Genomic DNA, 19,176 nt, shown 5'->3' with positions numbered 1-19,176 from the left:
TACTTTTACCTACGGTCTATATTGTCTGACTACATGAATAAGGGCATCTATTGATTAAGTAGACGTTGGTTGTACAGGTTTTCTGGCCTCTATCTTAGATGGAGGAACAAGATGGGCTGATTAAACTCCAATCTGGTCGGAATTAGATTCCCTTTTCAAACAACTTGGTATTGATGAATAAAGCAGCTCTTTCTTTGTATTACACGAAATCACCGTTCCTGGCTTTTTTAGTTATTGGGTATATGCTGGTTTCCTGTGGTGTTGAAAAGCCTGCCGAAATCGTGGAGGCTGAGCTTTCTTTGCCGGAACAAATTGATTATAACCTCCATGTAAAGCCGATATTATCAGATCGTTGTTTTTCCTGTCATGGTCCCGATCCTAACACCAGAGAGGCCGGTCTTCGCTTGGACATAGCAGAAGGAGTCTATGGCCCCTTAGCGGACAATAAGCACAAAGTAGCCGTGTTTCCCGGAGATCTTCATCGGAGTGATGTCTACGATCGGTTGGTATCTGAGGATCCGGAAAGAGTCATGCCTCCTCCCCAATCCAACCTATCCCTTTCTCCGAGGGAAAAGGCTATCATTATTCGATGGATAGAGCAAGGAGCCGTCTACAAGCCCCATTGGGCATACATAAGGCCGGAAAAAAGTCCCTTGCCCAAGGTTTCAGATCCAAGCTGGCCGGTTAATGAAATTGATTATTTTGTGATGGGAAAATTGGATCAAAACAATTTAAAGCCCAGTTCTCCGGTAGCAAAGGAGAAACTGATCCGAAGGGTCAGCTTGGATCTGACGGGTTTGCCCCCAGACTTGGAACAAATAGATGAATTTTTGAATGATCCATCGCCCAATGCCTATGAAAAGGTCGTGGATAAGTTGTTGTCGACGGTGGCTTATGCAGAGAGAATGGCCCTGGATTGGTTAGACGTCGCCAGGTTTGCTGATTCCAATGGGTTACACGCGGACGGATATCGTATGATGTGGCCTTGGAGGGATTGGGTGATCGAAGCCTTTGACGAAAACATGCCCTATGATCGCTTTATCGAATGGCAGGTGGCCGGCGATATGTTGCCAAATCCTTCGAAGAAGCAGATTTTGGCAACTGCCTTTAACCGAAACAACCAAACCAATTCGGAAGCTGGCATCGTTGACGAGGAATACCGTCTGGAGTATGTTTTTGATCGGTCAGAGACCATCGGAAAGGCCTTTTTGGGCCTTACACTGGATTGTGCGCGGTGCCATGACCATAAATTCGATCCCATTTCTCAGAAAGATTACTTTAGCATGGCAGCTTTCTTCAACAACATGGATGAGTTAGGGATGACCTCAAATGACGGTAATTCGGGGCCTTTCCTCTTGTACCTGGACGATGAGGAAGAACGGGAATTAGAAGCGCTGAAGGCCAGGATTCGCGCATTGGAAACAGAAAAGGCCAATGAGCAACAGAAATTTTTGCAGGAACAGGGCGAAACCGCTTTACCCGTCTCTTGGCTGCCCGAGAAGACCCTGAAAATGGGTTTGATTTCCCATTTTAGATTGGATGAATACGCAGAGGGTAAATCCCAGGCCGAGGCAGGGAAATTTTCCGCCCGTGTACTAGGCAGTCCGGATGTCATCCCTTCGCCAACTGGAAAGGGTCTGCGTTTTAAAGATGAAAAGGACCTGATGGAATTTCCCGATTTGGGACTAGTTGAAATGACGGACGTGTTTTCCTTTTCATTTTGGGCGAAGCCGGAAAGTAATGAACCCTATCGGTCGCTTGTAGGTAACTCCGGTGAAAAAAATAATTTCTATAGAGGATATGAGATCTTTTTGGACAGTACCAATAGGATACAAGTAAGGATTATCAATGCGTTGCCCGATAATGCCATCCACCTGATCACAAAAGATCCGATCAAAATGGGAGAATGGAGCCACATATCTCTTACGTATGATGGTTCCGCGAATGCGTCCGGTACCCACCTATATATCAATGGGAAGCCTGCAACTTCCGTCACGCTGGTTGATAACTTGTATAAAAGCATTTTGCCGGTCAAGGATAGCAGTGGTAAGCCGGTTAATAGACCCCTACGGCTTGCCAAAAGTTATAGACTCTATGACGGTGATAATGGTGTTTATACAGGAGGGTTGGATGACCTATACCTTTTTAACAGGGTGCTGACAGGACTTGAAATTGCCGAGTTGTATTATGCGGGAAATTCCTCCGAGGCCAAAAAATTTGATGCAACTGAGATCGGAAGACACCTTGAATATCATTTGAATAGGAAACGTCAGCAAAAAGAGGAAGCGCTGAACGAATTAAGAAAGGAAAAGCTGGCCATGCTACAGGAGAAAAAGGAAGTAATGGTCATGAAAGAACGGGCGAATATCCGGAAAACCTACATTTTGGATAGAGGGGACTACAATTTCCCAACGGACGAGGTGCAGGCAGATGTACCGGCGTTTTTGCCTTCATTAGATGGCCAATGGCCCAAGAACCGGCTGGGATTGGCAAAATGGCTTACACATCCTGACCATCCCCTTGTAAGTAGGGTAACGGTTAACAGGTATTGGAATCAGTTTTTTGGAAGAGGCTTAGTCCAGTCGGTAGGTGATTTTGGAAGTCAGGGAGAGTTGCCCACCCATCCCTTGTTATTGGATTGGCTGGCGGTAGATTTTGTGGAATCAGGTTGGGATGTAAAGGCTTTGGTAAAGAAGATCGTGACCTCGGCTACCTACAAGCAGGAATCCCTGGCCACTCCGGAATTGGCTGAGTTGGATCCGGATAATGCCTTGTTAGCCAGAGGTCCCAGACACCGGCTTTTGGGCGAGTTTATCCGCGACAGTTATTTGCACGCCAGTGGACTGCTCGTGGAGGAAATAGGCGGGCCTAGTGTGAAGCCTTATCAGCCCGAAGGATTATGGGAAGAAAAGGGAGAGTTTTCCAATTTTCTCCGCACCTATATAACCGATCAGGGAAAGGATCTGTATCGCAGGAGTATGTATACCTTCATAAGGAGAACGTCTCCAGCTCCTGCAATGACTAATTTCGATGTCCCGGGTAGGGAGGACTGTATCGTGCAGCGATCCGAAACCAACACACCGCTACAGCCCCTGGTCTTGATGAATGATCCACAGATCATAGAGGCATCCCGTGCCCTGGCGGAAAAAATGCAGAAAGAAGGGGGGCGGAAGTTGGAAGATCAACTGACGTATGGGTTTCGAAGAGTCACGGGAAGAATGCCTGCAGAACGGGAAATGCAGCTATTCAAAGAGATGTTCTCGGAGGAACTACACCGTTTCCGCCAAAATAAGAGAGACCGGGATGCTTTATTACAGGTCGGAGCCTCAAAAGTGGATGTTGGCATGCCCTTGGAAACAACCGCAGCACTCACCACCGTAGCCAATTTAATGTTTAATCATTTCGATTTTTACACCAAACAATAAAGGTCATGTCAGAACTGTGTTCTCAGGTGAATCATTATTCCAGAAGGGAATTTCTAACCAAAGCCGGTCTGGGCATTGGAGGAATAGCATTGGCCAGTTTGATCAATCCCTTTTCTTCCCAAGCCCAGATTGCCCGGGGCAATGGAATTTTAGGGGCGCCTCACTTTCTTCCCAAGGCAAAGAGAGTCATTTACCTGTTTCAAAGCGGAGGTCCTTCCCAATTCGAATTGTTTGATTTCAAACCGGAGCTCATCAAGCGGACGGGGGAGCAGCTACCCGATTCTGTCCGACAGGGACAACGGCTCACCGGGATGTCTTCCGGACAAAAAACCCTTCCGATGATAGGTTCAAGGTTTGGATTTGAAAGAAGGGGGCAATCGGGGTTATATATAAGTGAGCTTTTGCCGCACATTGCCTCGATTTCTGACGAGATATGCCTTATTAAATCCATGCATACGGAGGCGATTAATCACGATCCCGCCATTACCTTTTTCCAAACGGGATCGCAACAGGCGGGAAGACCTTCTATAGGGTCTTGGGTGAGTTATGGCTTGGGAAGTGAAAACGAGAATCTACCGGCTTTTTGCGTACTGGTCTCCACAGGAAGGTCCGGTGCCCAGCCCGTTTATGGGAGGCTCTGGGGTAATGGATTTTTACCTTCACAGCATCAGGGCGTTCAGTTCCGGTCTGGAAAGGATCCGGTACTCTATTTAAACGATCCTCCGGGCATAGGAAGGGCGGATAGGTCCAGGTTCATGGAACACCTGAAAGCTATGTATGAACATAGTTTTGAATCCAATCCTGACCAAGAAATCAATTCTAAAATTGCCCAGTATGAGATGGCTTACCGGATGCAAGCTTCGGTACCGGAAACCATGGATATTTCAGGAGAACCTGACCATGTGTTGGATTTGTATGGGCCAGACGTACATATTCCCGGTTCATATGCTGCCAATTGCCTGCTTGCGAGACGCCTGGCGGAAAAAAATGTACCTTTTATTCAGTTGTACCACAGGGGATGGGATCAGCATGGAAACCTGCCCAACGACATAAGGACCATGTCCAGGGGTACAGACCAGCCGACCGCAGGGCTTATCAAGGATTTGAAACAAAGGGGGCTTTTGGATGATACCTTGGTTATTTGGGGCGGGGAATTTGGCAGAACCAGTTATTCTCAGGGTGCGATAACCAAAACAAGCTACGGTAGAGATCACCACCCGAAATGCTTTTCTCTTTGGATGGCCGGTGCAGGTGTCAAAAAGGGATTTTCATATGGACAAACCGATGAACTTGGATACAACATCGTTGAAAATCCAGTACATGTACATGATTTTCAGGCTACGCTATTGCACCTAATGGGAGTTGATCACGAGCGATTGAATTTTAAACACCAGGGTAGGAGGTACCGGCTTACCGACGTCCATGGACACGTTGTACATCCAATATTGAGTTAAACTCCCAGAGTGAATCGGTTCTGTCTTGCCCAGGGCTTTACGAATGAACGGGCTTTCGAGCGCTGAATTAAATGTCAGACTAAGTGTTGAATTTTGTTAATTGATCTAGATAATGAATTTTATTTCAAAAATACACCGTGTTCTTTGTCTTTGTTTACTGCTTGGGTGCCAACCTGGGACTCAGGATGGGGTTTTTATTGAGGATAACCAGATAGTCGTCCATAAGAGCGGCAAAACGTATACATTTCAGCCTGAATTTTCGATCCTATACGCGGAGGAAGATCCTAAGATGGCCATGAGGCCCGCGGGCATTGAAGGAGTACCGTATAATGTGATCACATGGACAGCCTACCAGGGCAAAGAGGCGGATTTGAACAAGGTCCAACGAAGTGAGAGTTCCGTTGGAGATGGCTTTGATGATCGCATTTTAGAGGGGCAGGCGGATAACCGAAGCTCCAATCCATTTAATTCCGGAAAGGTCATTCCGGTTAGGGCAAGGCAAGTCGAACTAGCGAATGGAGTCATCACGCTGACCTTTGATGAACAGGAGTTGTTCGGTTTTTCGGCAAAAATCAGGGTAGACACAGGAAGCTTCCCCTCCATGGAATACACGCTTACGCCAAAAGCGGAGGGGTATTTTTCCGTAGGTTATACCGGTGCGCCTGCCTACTCCTTGGATGAAGTAGCCGAGATCTGGCAGCCCCTGATATGGCAAGAGAAGCGTTTTCCGGCAAGTCCGATCATGACGCTGGCTTTCCGTGCGCCCATCCCAACAGCGATGGTCAATGACGGTGTAAACACGATTGGTGTTTTAGCGGCTTCTGAGGAATTTCCATTTGATCCCCTGCCACTCGCATCCAACAGCCGTTTTGGGATAATGGTCCGCAATGAAAAGGGATTGGCACAGCCACAGCTATTTGCCCCGGTTTTGGGAGGGATTGAATCCTTTCGAAAAGCGGGCGAAAACTACACATTCAAATCCTATTTGCTGGTGGAAAGCGGCGAAGTCCATGAGGTTTTTGAAACCGTTGGTCGGGAAATATTCGGGTTCAGGGACTATCGCAAAAATGAGATATCGTCTCTTAATCAGACGTTTGAAGCAATTATAGATTACTCCAAGACAGATTATGCCTGGTTTCTTGATTCCCTCAAAGGTTTTGCATACTCCACCGATGTACCAGGGGCAGTCAAAAATGTATCGAGTTTGAACCCACTGGAACTGGCCATTGTAATGGATGATTCGGTGATGTTTGAGAAAATGGCCTATCCTACTTTGGAGTACATGCTGTCCCGGGAGAAATTCCTTTTTTCCCTGGATCCTGAACAGCGCATACAGCATCCTTCCCGTAGTATGAATGGACCGATAGCGCCCGTTTCTGAACTGACGGGATTGTACCATATCCTCGGACCGCAGAATGGTTTTCTCATCGATCTGGCCAAAAGGGAGTATTCAGGATCCCGAGTCAGAAATTTGGATGTTTTGGAGCAGGGTGATACCTGGGTAAACGCGATGCACCTGTTTCGGGCGACCGGGGACCAACATTACCTGGAAAAGGCGAGGAGTGGGGCTGATGCGTACCTTGAAAGAAGAGTCCATACCAAACAGGCAGATTTTAAGGATCCTGATTCTCCCGGAGCCTTTTTTTGGACGGCGTTTACGCCTAAATGGATTGAATTGACAGAGCTATATGAAATCACGGGTGACAAGAAGTACCTGGACGCCGCCCGTGATGGGGCCCGTCGGTATACGATGTTCACTTGGATGTCCCCGGCCGTTCCGGATACGATGCTGGTGGTGAATAAGGATGGAAAAGCACCCCTGTACTGGTACCTTCAATCCAAAGGTCACCGACAGATGTATTTTCCGGAAGAGACAGTACCTGCCTGGAGGCTTTCCGAGATAGGTCTCACGCCGGAATCTTCAGGGACAAGTCAGGGGCACCGTGCCATTTTTATGGCCAACTATGCGCCGTGGATGTTGCGCTTGGGGCATTACACAGGGGATCAGTTTCTAAAAGAGGTGGCCAAATCGGCGATAATAGGAAGGTATAGGAACTTTCCCGGATACCACATCAATACCGCCCGCACGACAGCCTACGAAAAAGTGGATTACCCGCTCAGACCCCATCTGGACTTGAGTGTCAATTCCTTTCATTATAATCATATTCTGCCTAAGGCATCCATGCTGCTGGACTATTTGGTGACCGATGTGTTTGTACGGTCAGAAGGCAGGATAGATTTCCCTTCCGAATACATCGAAGGCTATGCCTACCTGCAGAATAAATTCTATGGTAGCAAACCGGGTAAATTTTTTGAAGAAGAGGGAGTCCAGTTATGGATGCCGAAAGGGCTTTTGACCATCGACCATGTAGAGTTGAACTACATTGCCGCCTACAAAGGCAACAAGCTCTTTCTTGCCTTTACGAATCAGTGCCGTGAACGGGTAAAAGCTAAGGTCACCATAAATCCCGAGTCGGTGCAGGGCAGTAATTGGAAGATAAGCAGTAGAAACAACGAATGGGTGTCGAAAATAGATGACGGAACCTTTGAGTTGGAGGTAGAAGGAGACGGGTTGGCTGCAGTAACGATTGAAGGAATAGCCATCAGTGCGGGTTTTCAGCAGCGCCTGCTTGCCCAACCGCAAACGTTGTCGCAGGGATATCAAGAACTTGATTTTGGAAATGCCCGTGCCATGCGCATATATTTGGGAGGGTATGAGCAACGGATCTATATTTATCTTCAGGATGACGATTCGAAATTTTCCTCCATAAGTCTATTCTATGAAGATGCGCAGGGAAAGGAAGTTAGCTTGAAAGATAGTTCATATCCTTTTGAATTTACCATTCCAGTCGAGAATCAAAATAATGAGTTTAACTTCTGGTTTTCTGGAACGGATATCAACGGAAAAAGGATAGAAAGTAAGCGGTACAAGTTATGATTTCTTATCTAATAGTGGCACTTAAAACATCGTTTAGGGTAAAATGATCTGTCAACTTCCTGGAAAGGAATGACTAGGCCCATTATTTTTTACCCTAACCGTAAATATAAGTAAGGTCGGCCCCTATTTTTTTTGGATCCGTTACGAAGTTTAGGAGTCGATTTTTTTAAAAATCCAGTCAGGTGCTCTCACGGATAACCAAAGTGGGTTTTACCGAAATACATTTGTAGTCTAATTTCTTCTCAGGCTGTTGAATCGAATCAAGCAACATGGTTGCTGCGGTTTTGCCCATTTCAAATGAGGGCTGAGACATTGTGGTTAGGGCAGGGGAGAGATATCTGGAGGTGATGTCATTTCCAAATCCCGCAATGGCGAGCTGCTTGGGAACAGAAATTCCCATCTTCAAAGCGGCATGTTGTGCACCTATGGCGATAATATCGGCAAAGCAGAAAATGGCGTCAGGTTTTTCGGGCGTAGCCCAAAGTTGCTCCATCTTCTCACCGGCCTGTTCAAACGAAAAGTCGTCCAATACCACTTCCCATGCCGGATTAGGTTGTATGCCGTGTTCGAGAAGTGCCGACCGGTAGCCTTCCAGGCGCTTTCTACATACTTCCAGTGTCAAGGGGCCACCGATGTGCGCAATTTTCTTTCGGTTTTGTTGGATAAGATGTCCGGTAATTTCTTTTGCGCCCCAAAAATCGTCGGTTTGGATCTTCCAAGTATTAATTTCTTCTGTCACCCGCTCGAACAGAATTACGGGTATGTCGCGCTCAATTACACGCTGAATATGGTCAAAATTTTCAGTTTCTTTGGAAAAAGCGATAATAATGCCATCCACACGACTGTTGGCCAAGGTTTCCACAATCTCAATTTCCTTTTGATAGGATTCGCTCGACTGAAAGATCATTACTTTATAATTTTCCGTGTAGGCGACATTTTCTATCCCAGCGATAGAGTTGGACCAGAAAAAACGGTTTATGGTAGGCACTACTACGCCAATGATCTTTGAACGTTTGCTGCTAAGGCTGCTGGCCAGTAGATTGGGGTGATAATCCAGATCCTTGGCCATTTTTAATACGGCTTCTTTTGTTTCCGGCTTTATTTCCTGCGAACCTCTTAGCGCACGAGAAACAGTGGCGACCGAGACCTTGAGCCTCTCTGCGATGTCTTTTATGGTTATGGTTTTTTTCAAACGAATTTTAGGTTAAAATAGAGTTTTAAATGCCTAAGATGTTGCAAATTAAAAAATTTGCCTACATCATAGACATAAAAGTATTCTACGGTGCAAGTTTTTATGCATACGACCAGTTTATCGAATGGCAGATAGCCGGAGATCTGATGCCCAACCCTTCGAAAAAGCAAATTTTGGCCACTGCGCTTAATAGAAATAACCAAACCAGTTCGGAGACAGGCATCGACGACGAGGAATACCGTTTGGAATACGTGCTCGACCGTTATCATACAATCGGAAGGCTTTTTGGATTTACTGATAATTGCACGAGATGCCACGACCACAAATTCGATCCTATTTCCCAAAAGGATTATTTCAGTATGGAAGCTTTCTTCGACAATATGGACCAGTAAGGATCACCAATACCTTGCCGGACAGTATTATCCACCTAATCACTGAGGATCCTATTAAAATGAATGGAGCCACATTGTGGTTATCTATGATGTTTCGGCCGATGCTTTCGGAACAAATCTATACATAGAGGGAAAACCAGCAAGTCAGGTCACTTTGGTAAACAATTTATACAGTAGCATTTTGCCGGTTGGTGATAGTAGGGGAAATTCGGTAAGACGGCCGTTAACATTGGCCAGAAGTTATCGGGAATTCGACGGTGATAATGGTGTTTTTACTGGCGGCTTCGATGAGTTGTATGTTTGCAACCGACCACTGATCGGAATAGAGGTCGCAGCGTTGCATCAGTATGGCAATCCCACCCAATCTTAAGCAGTTGATGTAACGGAAAAAGCAAAGCACCTCGAGTATCAAACCAATACGGAATGGCAGGTAAAGGGTGAATCCCTTAAAAAATTAAGGAAGGAGAAACTTGCTATGCTTGAGAACAAAAATGAGATGATGGTATTAAAGGAAAGAAAACAGGCTGGGAAAACCTTCATATTGTATAGGAGAGAATTTGATAAGCCTACGGAAGAGGGACTGCCGGAGGTGCCATCGTTTCAGTCTTCTCTTGTTGAAGACCTGCCAAGAAACAGATTGGGATTGGCCAAATGGCTTATACATCCAGACTATCGGATTTAGACCATTTTAAGGTGTCCAACCATTTATTGTAATTTGCCTAATACCCATTCGAATTTAGCCGGAAGAGCATATTTTGGACTTGTGCTTATCTACATAATCATTTCGTAGTCCGACGGTTTCGTTTCGTCTTTCGCTTCTTTTGGGATAATTTAACGGGGCGGTTTATTTTTCAAATGTCTGAACGTTGCTTTAAATCAGAGCGAAAACTCCTATTTGCTGTAAGTAGAATCCACAATTCGGTATCATTGGGATATGGGTTAAAATCATAAAAGTTAAGCGCGTGAATTTGCTGTCGGGTTGTGGATATTTTCCGAAGGCATTATCAAGTCCAGCACACTTAAGCGTATATTTTCTGGTTATCGATTTTTAAAGGAAAGCCCCATTTTATTGCCGAATTATCAAATGTAAACGTTATCGATAACGGTTACGGAATAAAATACCATTTATTATTAAAAAAGTATTTTTTAATTACGTATTTATTCAATAATATTGAATGATATTCTGTGTTTAAAGAATAGTTAACGATGTTTATCCAAAATACCAAGTAGTATGAAAAAAATCTTACCGAGTTTATTTGTCTTGATCCTTTTGGTCAGTGCAAATAGTGCTTTCGCTCAATCAATTACGGTCAGTGGTACCGTTTTCGATGAAAATAAGGCCCCTTTGCCGGGGGTAAGTATTTTGGTCAAAAATTCCACTACAGGAACAGTGACCGATTTGGATGGAAGGTATCAACTGAATGTGCCATCCGGCAACTCTGTTTTGGTCTTTTCCTTTTTGGGATATTTTCGGCAGGAGGTGACTGTTGGAACCCAAACTTCCATTGATGTGAGTTTGCAAGCAGACATGAGCGATCTTAGTGAAGTGGTGGTTGTGGGTTATGGTGATCAGCGTAGGATCAACTTGACGGGTTCTGTAGAGTCCATCTCCGGAGCGGCAATTTCGAGGCAACCGGTGTTTCAGGCCTCGCAGGCCCTGGTGGGGATGTCACCTGGATTGACAGCCATTCAATCCAGCAGCCGTCCGGGTGCGGATGGTGCCACATTACGAGTTAGGGGTACCGGCTCTCTTGGTGCTTCCAATGATCCCTTGGTACTTGTGGATGGTATACAGGGAGATATCAATAATATCGATCCGGCGGATATAGAGAGTATCTCGGTCCTGAAGGATGCGGCAGCTTCGTCAATATATGGTTCAAGGGGATCAAATGGGGTTATTCTAGTGACTACCAAACGGGGTAAGCAGGGGGCAATGACGGTAACTTACAACACCTATGCCGGCTGGCAAGAACCTCAAACCTTGCCCTCTTATTTAGGGGCCATTGACTTTTTAAGGGCTACCAATGTGGATGAAGCTACGATAGCGAATTACCAACAAAATATGGCGACAAACCCTGATTTATACCCTGATACGGATTGGATGAATTTGTTGTTTTCAGAAGATGGGTTCCAGCAATACCACAGCCTAAATGTCAGTGGAGGGAGTGAAAATATTCAACTGATGGGATCCATTTCCTATACAGATCAAGGTGCTAATGTGGTGAATTACAATTTTAAGCGATATAATGGGAGATTCAATTCGGATATTAAGATCAACGAAAAATTCAATGTGGCCTTTGATCTAAATTTTAGCCAAGAACTGACCACATCACCAAATTCAGGTCTAGACAGGATTTTTCTGGATGCCTTTCGAATTGATCCTACCCAAGTAGCTATTCATTCAGATGGGTCTTGGGGTGATGGTTGGAGCGGTCAAAACCCAATTGCGGCTGCGCATGATGGAGGACTTAACCGTACAGCTAATAATTATTTCCGTGGATTGGCCCGAGTAAATTATTCTCCAGTCAAGGATTTAAACGTAAGTCTGACGTTTTCTCCAGAATACAGGGACCTTTTCGATCGGAACTTCAATAAAATGTATACCACCATTCTGGATTGGGATTCAAAGTCTACCAGAAATGTACCTGATAGAAATTCGTTGAGTAACACGAATACACGGATATTCGAAAACAACCTGATTGGTTTAATTACCTATAATAAAGCTGTTAAAGACCATCAGTTCACTATTCTAGGCGGTTATGAAATGATCCAAACCAATTGGACACAGTTTGGTGCCTCTAGAACAGACTTTATCATAGATCGTCTTGAGCAGCTCGATGCGGGTGCGGAAACCAATATGAGAAATAGCGGAAGTGCGACCCATTCCAGTTTAGCTTCCTATTTTTCGAGGTTCAATTATTCGTATAAGGATAAATACTTGTTCGAGGCTAACGTGAGAAGAGATGCTTCATCCCGATTTGCGCCGGAAAATCGGGTTTCGGTATTTCCTTCATTTTCCGCAGGATGGCGCTTGACAGAAGAGGCCTTTTTCCGCCCGCTGGATTTTTTTACGGAATTTAAACTTAGGGCTTCTTGGGGAAGGTTGGGTAACCAACAGATTGGTAGCCAAAATATTCGGGATATTGGCAATGACTTCCCCTACACATCCAATATTCTTTTGGGAGGTTCTAATTTTATCTTTGGCGATAATGTGGCTACAGGTGCAGCACAAAATGTGCTGGCCAACAGGGGTATCAGATGGGAATCGACTGAAACGGCAAACATAGCGTTGGATGCGGGTTTGATAAATAATAAATTGACCTTTACAATTGAATATTACACCAGAACCACGAACGATATCCTTCTAGCACTGCCCGTTCCCAGAGTCGTGGGACTTAGCGCCCCGCTTCAAAACGCCGGGTCGGTAGAAAACAGGGGTATTGACTTTAGCCTTAATTGGAGGGATGCCATCGGGCAGCTGAACTACAGTGCAAATTTAAATTTTTCGGATGTAAAAAACCGAGTCATGGATTTAGGTGGTTTGGGCCAGATAATAAGCGGGAATTCCATTACTACAGTGGGAAGCCCCATTGGAGCGATTTTTGGATACCAATCGATGGGATACTTCCAAAATCAGGAGGAAATCAACAATGCTCCCAATCAGTTTGGCGCTTTGATACCCGGAAATATTCGATATACCAATCAACTCACCGTTGATTCGAATAATGATGGGGTGGCTGATGCTGCTGATGCGGTGATAAATCCCGACGATCGGGTTATTCTTGGAGATCCTTTCCCCCGGTACAGTTATGCGTTGAACTTAAATGCAGATTATAAAGGCTTTGATTTTTCCATCCTATTTCAAGGAGTTGGAAAAAGAGACATGCTGTTACAGGGTGATGCTATCATGCCACTCTGGAATGCCGGTAAGATACAGGATTGGCATTTGGAAGAATCTTGGACACCGAACCGGCCAAATGCAAGGATTCCCATACTCGCACCTACTAGTTCCGGAAGTAACGATGCGAGGGCGTCTGATGTATGGGTCTTTAATGCGGCATATTTGGCCATTCGAAATGTAAGTTTGGGCTATAGTTTTCCTGCATTCAAGGATAAATTGAAAGTCCGAAACCTGAGGGTTTACACCTCAGTTCAAAATCTGGCCAATTTCAACCAACTCCCTCCCGGTACCAATCCGCTTACACCCAATGGTAGTTCAGGGGCATTTTTCCCGATCGCAAGAGCCTATACGTTTGGAGCGAGTTTAACCTTTTAACCAGAAAAAACCATGAAAAAATTATTATATTGTTTATTAGCTCTGTGTATGATATCATCGTGTGATTCTGATCTGCTCGATTTGGAATCACTTACCGAGCCTACCGATGCCACGTTCTTTTCAAACGAAGAGGAACTCAACCTAGCGTTGACAGGGGTTTATAATTCATTAGTTTGGCTGGGGGGATACACACTTCCCGTACAGGTAAACATGGACAATGGAGCTACTGACATTGGTCTGGTCAGGGGAGGCTTTACCAGTTTTGATGAGTTGGGAGCCGGCTCACACAGTGCGAATAGCGGTGGGTTTCTTAGTACGTATACCCACATGTACAGAGGTATTGGCAGGGCAAATAGCCTGATCAACAACCTGGACAGGGCGGCAGAGGTGGTACCCACTGACCGACTGAATCAAATAAAATACGAAGCAATCGTGCTGCGGGCATATTACTATCACTACCTGATATTTTTGTTCGGCGATGTGCCGTACACAGAAGATTTAATAGGGAATCCATTGGAGGCACTACTGCCTAGGGTAAACAAAGAGGAGATCATCGACACGCTTTTAGCAGATCTTCAGGAGGCAGCGCAGAATTTACCTGCTACCCCCAGTGAAAAGAATCGGGTATTTAGAGATGTTGCGCTCACCTTACATTCCCGAATAGCCTTGTATGCAGGAAGGTATAGAGAGGCAGTTACTTCATCGCAGGCGGTGATTAGCGGCGGCAATCTGACATTACATGCAGATTACGAGGAGTTGTTTACTCCCCAAGGAGAGGGTTCAGCTGAGGCCATTATGGCGATGCCGTTTATGGACGGATTTGGCCCCCTTCCCCAGTTTCCAACTGCACAAGGTTCAAGAAATTATGGAGCCTTTAGTGTCGTTGTGCCTACGCAATCCATGATTGATAGCTACGAGGCAACAGATGGGCTACCTATTGACGAATCAACGGTTTACGATCCAAAAAAGCCCTTTGATAACAGGGATCCCAGATTAAAGGCATCCATTATCACTCCTCAAAGTGAGTGGGGCGGAATAATCTTTGAGAGTCACCCAGATAGCCTTGAAGTGCGAAATGTGGATGGAACGATCAGGGGACGAAATAATGACTCTCGGGTAGTGATATGGCCCGCAGCATTTTGCGGATATCTTTGGAAGAAATATACGAATGTCGAATCCCAATTAATAAATAGAGGCTGGAGTGATACAGATTTCATCCTAATGAGGTATGCCGAAGCATTGCTAAATTATGCTGAGGCTAAGATTGAGTTAAATGAAATCGACGCTTCGGTTCATGAAGCGCTGAATAGGGTAAGGGCAAGAGCTTATGGTGTTTCTGTTGCTGAGATAGAAAGCTATCCAGCGGTCAGTTCAATGGATCAGTCATTTTTGAGAACATTGATCAAAAGAGAAAGAAAAGTTGAATTTGCCAATGAAGGTTTCCGGCTATTTGACATACGCAGATGGAATATTGCGGAAAAGGTGATGGCTGTAGTGCTTTATGGGCGGATATTGGATGAAGCCAATGCGCAATTTGTTCCGTCGATAGATGAGGATGGGTTTGTTTCTTATGCGGGAATCGAATCTCAGTATGATCGCAATACAGATGCGCGGTTTCCTAATGCCATCCGTGTATTTAACAATCCGCGGGATTACTTGCTACCCATACCGCAGGCTGAAATAGATACCTATAGGGCGAATGGAGCCACCATCACCCAAAATCCCGGCGGTTATTGATTGCTTACGTAAGTTTAGAGAATACATGATAGATAAAAAGCTTCTTTTTTTCCGATATATTTTGTGTTCCTTGGTGTTGCTGACTCCTATATTGGGGTCAGCAACAGGCTTTGGGTTTTCAACCATCGAAAACGGCTCCTACCGTTTTCAGCCAATGGGAAATCCAAATCAGCCGGGATCTTGGCAGATCGAACGGAAGGAGGTAGGTACTGTTTCCCGTGCTATTTCGCAGGAGTTTATTGTCTTTTTTTCCAAGGATGACCCCAGGTACAGTTTTGGAAAGCGAGCGACCGGTGGATCTCCCGTAGCCTTGTGGGGAGAGCTTCAGGAGATGGATGTTTGGAATAACAACGAGCAGATCGTCATTAATCCCGTCAGCTACAATGTATCAGGGAGCACCGTGGTTTTTCAGTTCCAAAGCCACCCCCTTTTTGAATTTGAGTCCAAGGTATCCCTGCCCGATGGAGCGGGTGTTCCGGAGATTTCCTGGAACCTTCGCCCAAAGGTGGACGGCTACTTCGGGGTAGTGTTTGCCGGACTTAAGGAGAAAAGCCCTTCTCAGCTTGATTTTCTGTATCAGCCACTGATATGGTCATGGAAGCGATTTCCCGAGCAGGCGGTCGTAACACCCGAATCCTACGCCACAACGCCCGCAGTGTTCACCAACCATCACGGAGCAACCGAAGGACTGGCCATCCCCTCAAAGGAAATTCCATATCGTTTTGCAACGGCGGAAAACTCGCGGTTTGGTTTGTTGCTTCGAACCCGGGACGCCCAGGCTAAGCCGATGGTAATGGCCCCGGTTTTGGGAGGCGAGGGTTCCTACCTTGCAGTAGGTGCAAGCAGTTCCTTTTCGGTTCAGTACTTCTTGGAGCTCGGTACCTGGGTAGCCGGAGCAGATTACTTGTATCAGAAGGTGATGGATTATCCCCTGGAACGGCAAAATGCCATGGTTTCACTGAATGAGACCTTTCATAACATGATTGATCTGGCCATGGACGATTACTACTCCGGCTGGATCGATGAATACAAAGGGTATGATTATAAGTTTGACGTACCCTTCACCGTAAAAAATGTCTCGGCCTTGCATCCATTGAGTATTGCGCTGACAACGGACAATCAGCAGATCTACGACCGAAGAGGTCTTCCTATTTTGGAGTATCTCATGTCCCGGGAAAAGTACCTGTATGCGATCAATGCATTTCCCGAAAAACAGACTCAAAATCCATCCCATTTTCTTAAAGGTCCCGCCATGGAACTATGGGAAATGGCTAGCATACACCAACTTCTAGGTGGAACAAATACGGTCTTTCCCAAAGAAATGGAGCGGCTTTTTGGCAAGAGTAGGCAATTGAATTTACAGACCGAAGTAAGCGGAGCCAGCTGGAAGGACTATCTGGCAAGATATTTAGTGAACCACGGTCAGGAATATTTGGATTCAGCTATCCGTCTGGCGGATGAGTACTTGGAGCTGACTTTTCATAAATACCCAACTGACTTTTCTACCAATGCGGGGCTTAGGGATGCCCAAGCGACCTTTGTGAATGACTATTCCACTACTTGGCAAGAATTGTTGGAATTATATGAACTTACGCAAGACCCAAAATACCTGGATGCTGCCTATGAAGGGGCGAAACAGCTTTCCCTGTGGACCAGGTCAACCCCATTTGCTCCGGACCAAGCCATCACCGTAAACAAAGGTGGAAAGGTGGACGGGATATTTCCTGGTAGAAGGTTTAAGGCAGACAGCTACGAATGGCAGGAGTTTGACATGACTACCCGGATTCAGGAACAGAAAGTACCTGCCTGGCACACTTCCCTTGTGGGATTGCTTCCGGAGCAGCCCGGTACCTATGTCTATGGCCCCATCATGCTGTTTCATCAGGCAGGGGCTATGCTGAGGATGGCACAGCTCAAAAATGACGAGGTACTGCGAAGGGTTGCCTACAACGGTATTTTGGGACGATACAATAATTTCCCCGGATATTATTTCACTTCCCTCCATACCAATGTATACCAGCAAACCAATTATCCATTGCATCCCTATTTGGACGTTAAATACAATGCAGTGTTTTACAACCATCTTTGGCCACATATATCATTGTTGCAGGATTTTCTGGTGAGCGACGCCCACGTTCGAACTGACGGAGCGGTTGATTTTCCGTCTCTCTTTTCACCGGGCTATGCCTTTCTGACCAATAAGGTATATGGCCATGCGGCCGGGTCAATCTATGGCCATCCAAATGTAAGGCTGTGGTTGCCCAAGAATCCTTTTTTTACCAAGGAAATTGGATTTAACCACGTGTTGGGACGGGATGGGGAAAATACCTACCTCGTATTGATGAACACAAGCGATAGGTTCATCAACGACACTATCCACTTGCGCAAAGAGGTTTTCAAATGGGATGAAGGCCGCCGTTATGCCACTGTTTCATTGGGAACTGAGGGGTCCAGTGACGTTCGGTTCGTGGAGTCGGGAATGCTGGCCATCCAAATTCCGCCATTGGGTACTTCGGTGATCAAGATCGAGGGAATGTTCCAAGAGTCCCCCTTTGGAGTTGCTTTACCGGACGCATCGGCTTTGCCAAACAATGATTTTGTCCGAAAGGAATATACGGCTGCCTCGCTGGGAACCATTACCGGGATGTCATTGAAAATAAGTGACTATTATAAGGATATATATGTATTTAGTTCTGCCACCGAAGCCGAGACGGCTAAGGTGATTTGGTCTTACCAGCTAGGAGAGGGTGAGTGGGAGGAGATATCGGACGAAGTCTATCCGTTCGAATTCAGCCTTCGGGTCAAAGAACCTCATAAGCCAGTTAAATGGAAGTGGACCTCTTATGATCCACAGGGCAATGCACAGGAAACAGAGGTACATTTGTTACGATAGGGCGAATTTGGGCTGATTAGAGTGCCCTGTTAAAAAGAAAGAAACCGTTAAAAAATTGACAACTATGTTAACTTCCGCACAACTTGAAGAATTCAATAAACAAGGATTTCTTATTCTCAGCGGTTTTTTGTCCGCTGAAGAGGTGGCTTTATTGTATCAGGTCTCTGCTCAGGACAATGCCTTGACGGAGCATACTTATTCGGTATTGGACTCCAATGGAAACGAATCCAAACTGGCCCTTTGGAACAATCCCGGGGATGATCCTTTTGGGATGCTTTCTCGGGATGAACGGGTGGTTGGCGCCGTGGGTCAGCTGATAGGTGGCCCGGTGGCCCATTTTCATTCGAAAGTGATGCAGAAATCCCCTCGCGTAGGGGGAGCATGGGAATGGCATCAGGATTATGGGTATTGGTATAAAAACGGGTTTTTGTTTCCGGATGAGATGATCAGCATCATGTTTGCGCTGACGCCAGCTACCAGGGAGAATGGTTGCTTGATGGTGTTGCCGGGCTCCCATAGGATGGGGAGGATAGAGCATGGCAAAGTTGGGGAACAGGTAGGAGCTACATTGGATAGGGTGGAGCGTTTTGAGGAGCGTGTCGAGCGGGTTTACTGTGAACTGATGCCCGGAGATGCGTTGATTTTTCACAGCAATCTACTGCATGCTTCCAACCCAAATACCTCGGACAGTCCTCGTTGGTCGATCATTTCTTGTTACAATACCCTCCAAAACACCCCATTTCAGGAGCCTGCCTCCTGCTTCCAGGAGGTTTCAAGGGTAGGTGCAGGATCTTTGCTCCACGCTTCCCAGCAGGGGTTTGACTCCATATCCTTCAATAAAAAGAAAACAGATATTTCCTTAAACTAGC

At 45.8% G+C, this 19,176-nt stretch carries 10 protein-coding genes; 9 read left to right on the top strand and 1 reads right to left on the bottom strand.

The window, feature by feature from the left end; all coding sequences use genetic code 11:
• Positions 1–173: 173 nt before the first annotated feature.
• The 3 genes from IAQ59_RS02920 (at position 174) to IAQ59_RS02910 (ending at position 7,817) form a co-directional block, all read left to right on the top strand.
• Positions 174–3,425, top strand: coding sequence for a DUF1553 domain-containing protein (locus IAQ59_RS02920; RefSeq protein ID WP_245189396.1), 3,252 nt, complete (start codon positions 174–176; stop codon positions 3,423–3,425).
• A 5-nt stretch (positions 3,426–3,430) separates the two neighbouring features.
• Entirely contained in the window at positions 3,431–4,879 is a 1,449-nt protein-coding gene (locus IAQ59_RS02915) for a DUF1501 domain-containing protein (RefSeq protein ID WP_209329276.1), read from the top strand.
• A 112-nt stretch (positions 4,880–4,991) separates the two neighbouring features.
• Positions 4,992–7,817, top strand: coding sequence for a YyaL domain-containing protein (locus IAQ59_RS02910; protein ID WP_209329275.1), 2,826 nt, complete (start codon positions 4,992–4,994; stop codon positions 7,815–7,817).
• Positions 7,818–7,995: 178 nt separating this feature from the next.
• Here IAQ59_RS02910 and IAQ59_RS02905 read toward each other — a convergent pair whose 3' ends face one another.
• Positions 7,996–9,009, bottom strand: a complete 1,014-nt coding sequence (locus tag IAQ59_RS02905) for a LacI family DNA-binding transcriptional regulator (RefSeq protein ID WP_209329274.1) — start codon at positions 9,007–9,009, stop codon at positions 7,996–7,998.
• A gap of 29 nt (positions 9,010–9,038) precedes the next feature.
• On the opposite strand from IAQ59_RS02905, the gene IAQ59_RS02900 reads away from it, so the two are divergent.
• From IAQ59_RS02900 to IAQ59_RS02875, 6 genes are all read left to right on the top strand, one after another.
• Complete coding sequence (locus tag IAQ59_RS02900) at positions 9,039–9,401, top strand: DUF1549 domain-containing protein (protein ID WP_209329273.1); 363 nt, start codon at positions 9,039–9,041, stop codon at positions 9,399–9,401.
• A 475-nt stretch (positions 9,402–9,876) separates the two neighbouring features.
• Positions 9,877–10,083: a hypothetical protein gene (locus tag IAQ59_RS02895; RefSeq protein WP_209329272.1), complete on the top strand. Its 207-nt coding sequence runs from the start codon at positions 9,877–9,879 to the stop codon at positions 10,081–10,083.
• A 549-nt stretch (positions 10,084–10,632) separates the two neighbouring features.
• On the top strand, positions 10,633–13,677 hold the full coding sequence (locus tag IAQ59_RS02890) for a SusC/RagA family TonB-linked outer membrane protein (RefSeq protein ID WP_209329271.1): 3,045 nt from the start codon (positions 10,633–10,635) through the stop codon (positions 13,675–13,677).
• A 48-nt stretch (positions 13,678–13,725) separates the two neighbouring features.
• On the top strand, positions 13,726–15,414 hold the full coding sequence (locus IAQ59_RS02885; RefSeq protein WP_245189395.1) for a RagB/SusD family nutrient uptake outer membrane protein: 1,689 nt from the start codon (positions 13,726–13,728) through the stop codon (positions 15,412–15,414).
• Between the two features lie 25 nt (positions 15,415–15,439).
• Complete coding sequence (locus IAQ59_RS02880) at positions 15,440–18,307, top strand: hypothetical protein (protein ID WP_209329269.1); 2,868 nt, start codon at positions 15,440–15,442, stop codon at positions 18,305–18,307.
• A gap of 64 nt (positions 18,308–18,371) precedes the next feature.
• On the top strand, positions 18,372–19,175 hold the full coding sequence (locus tag IAQ59_RS02875; protein ID WP_209329268.1) for a phytanoyl-CoA dioxygenase family protein: 804 nt from the start codon (positions 18,372–18,374) through the stop codon (positions 19,173–19,175).
• The last annotated feature ends 1 nt before the right edge of the window (position 19,176 follow it).

Origin of the sequence: Lunatimonas salinarum (assembly GCF_017811155.1) — a bacterium.
GTDB classification, from domain to species: Bacteria; Bacteroidota; Bacteroidia; order Cytophagales; family Cyclobacteriaceae; genus Lunatimonas; species Lunatimonas salinarum.
The sequence above is the reverse complement of the archived record's forward strand: the minus strand, read 5'-3'. Positions and strand labels throughout refer to the sequence as shown.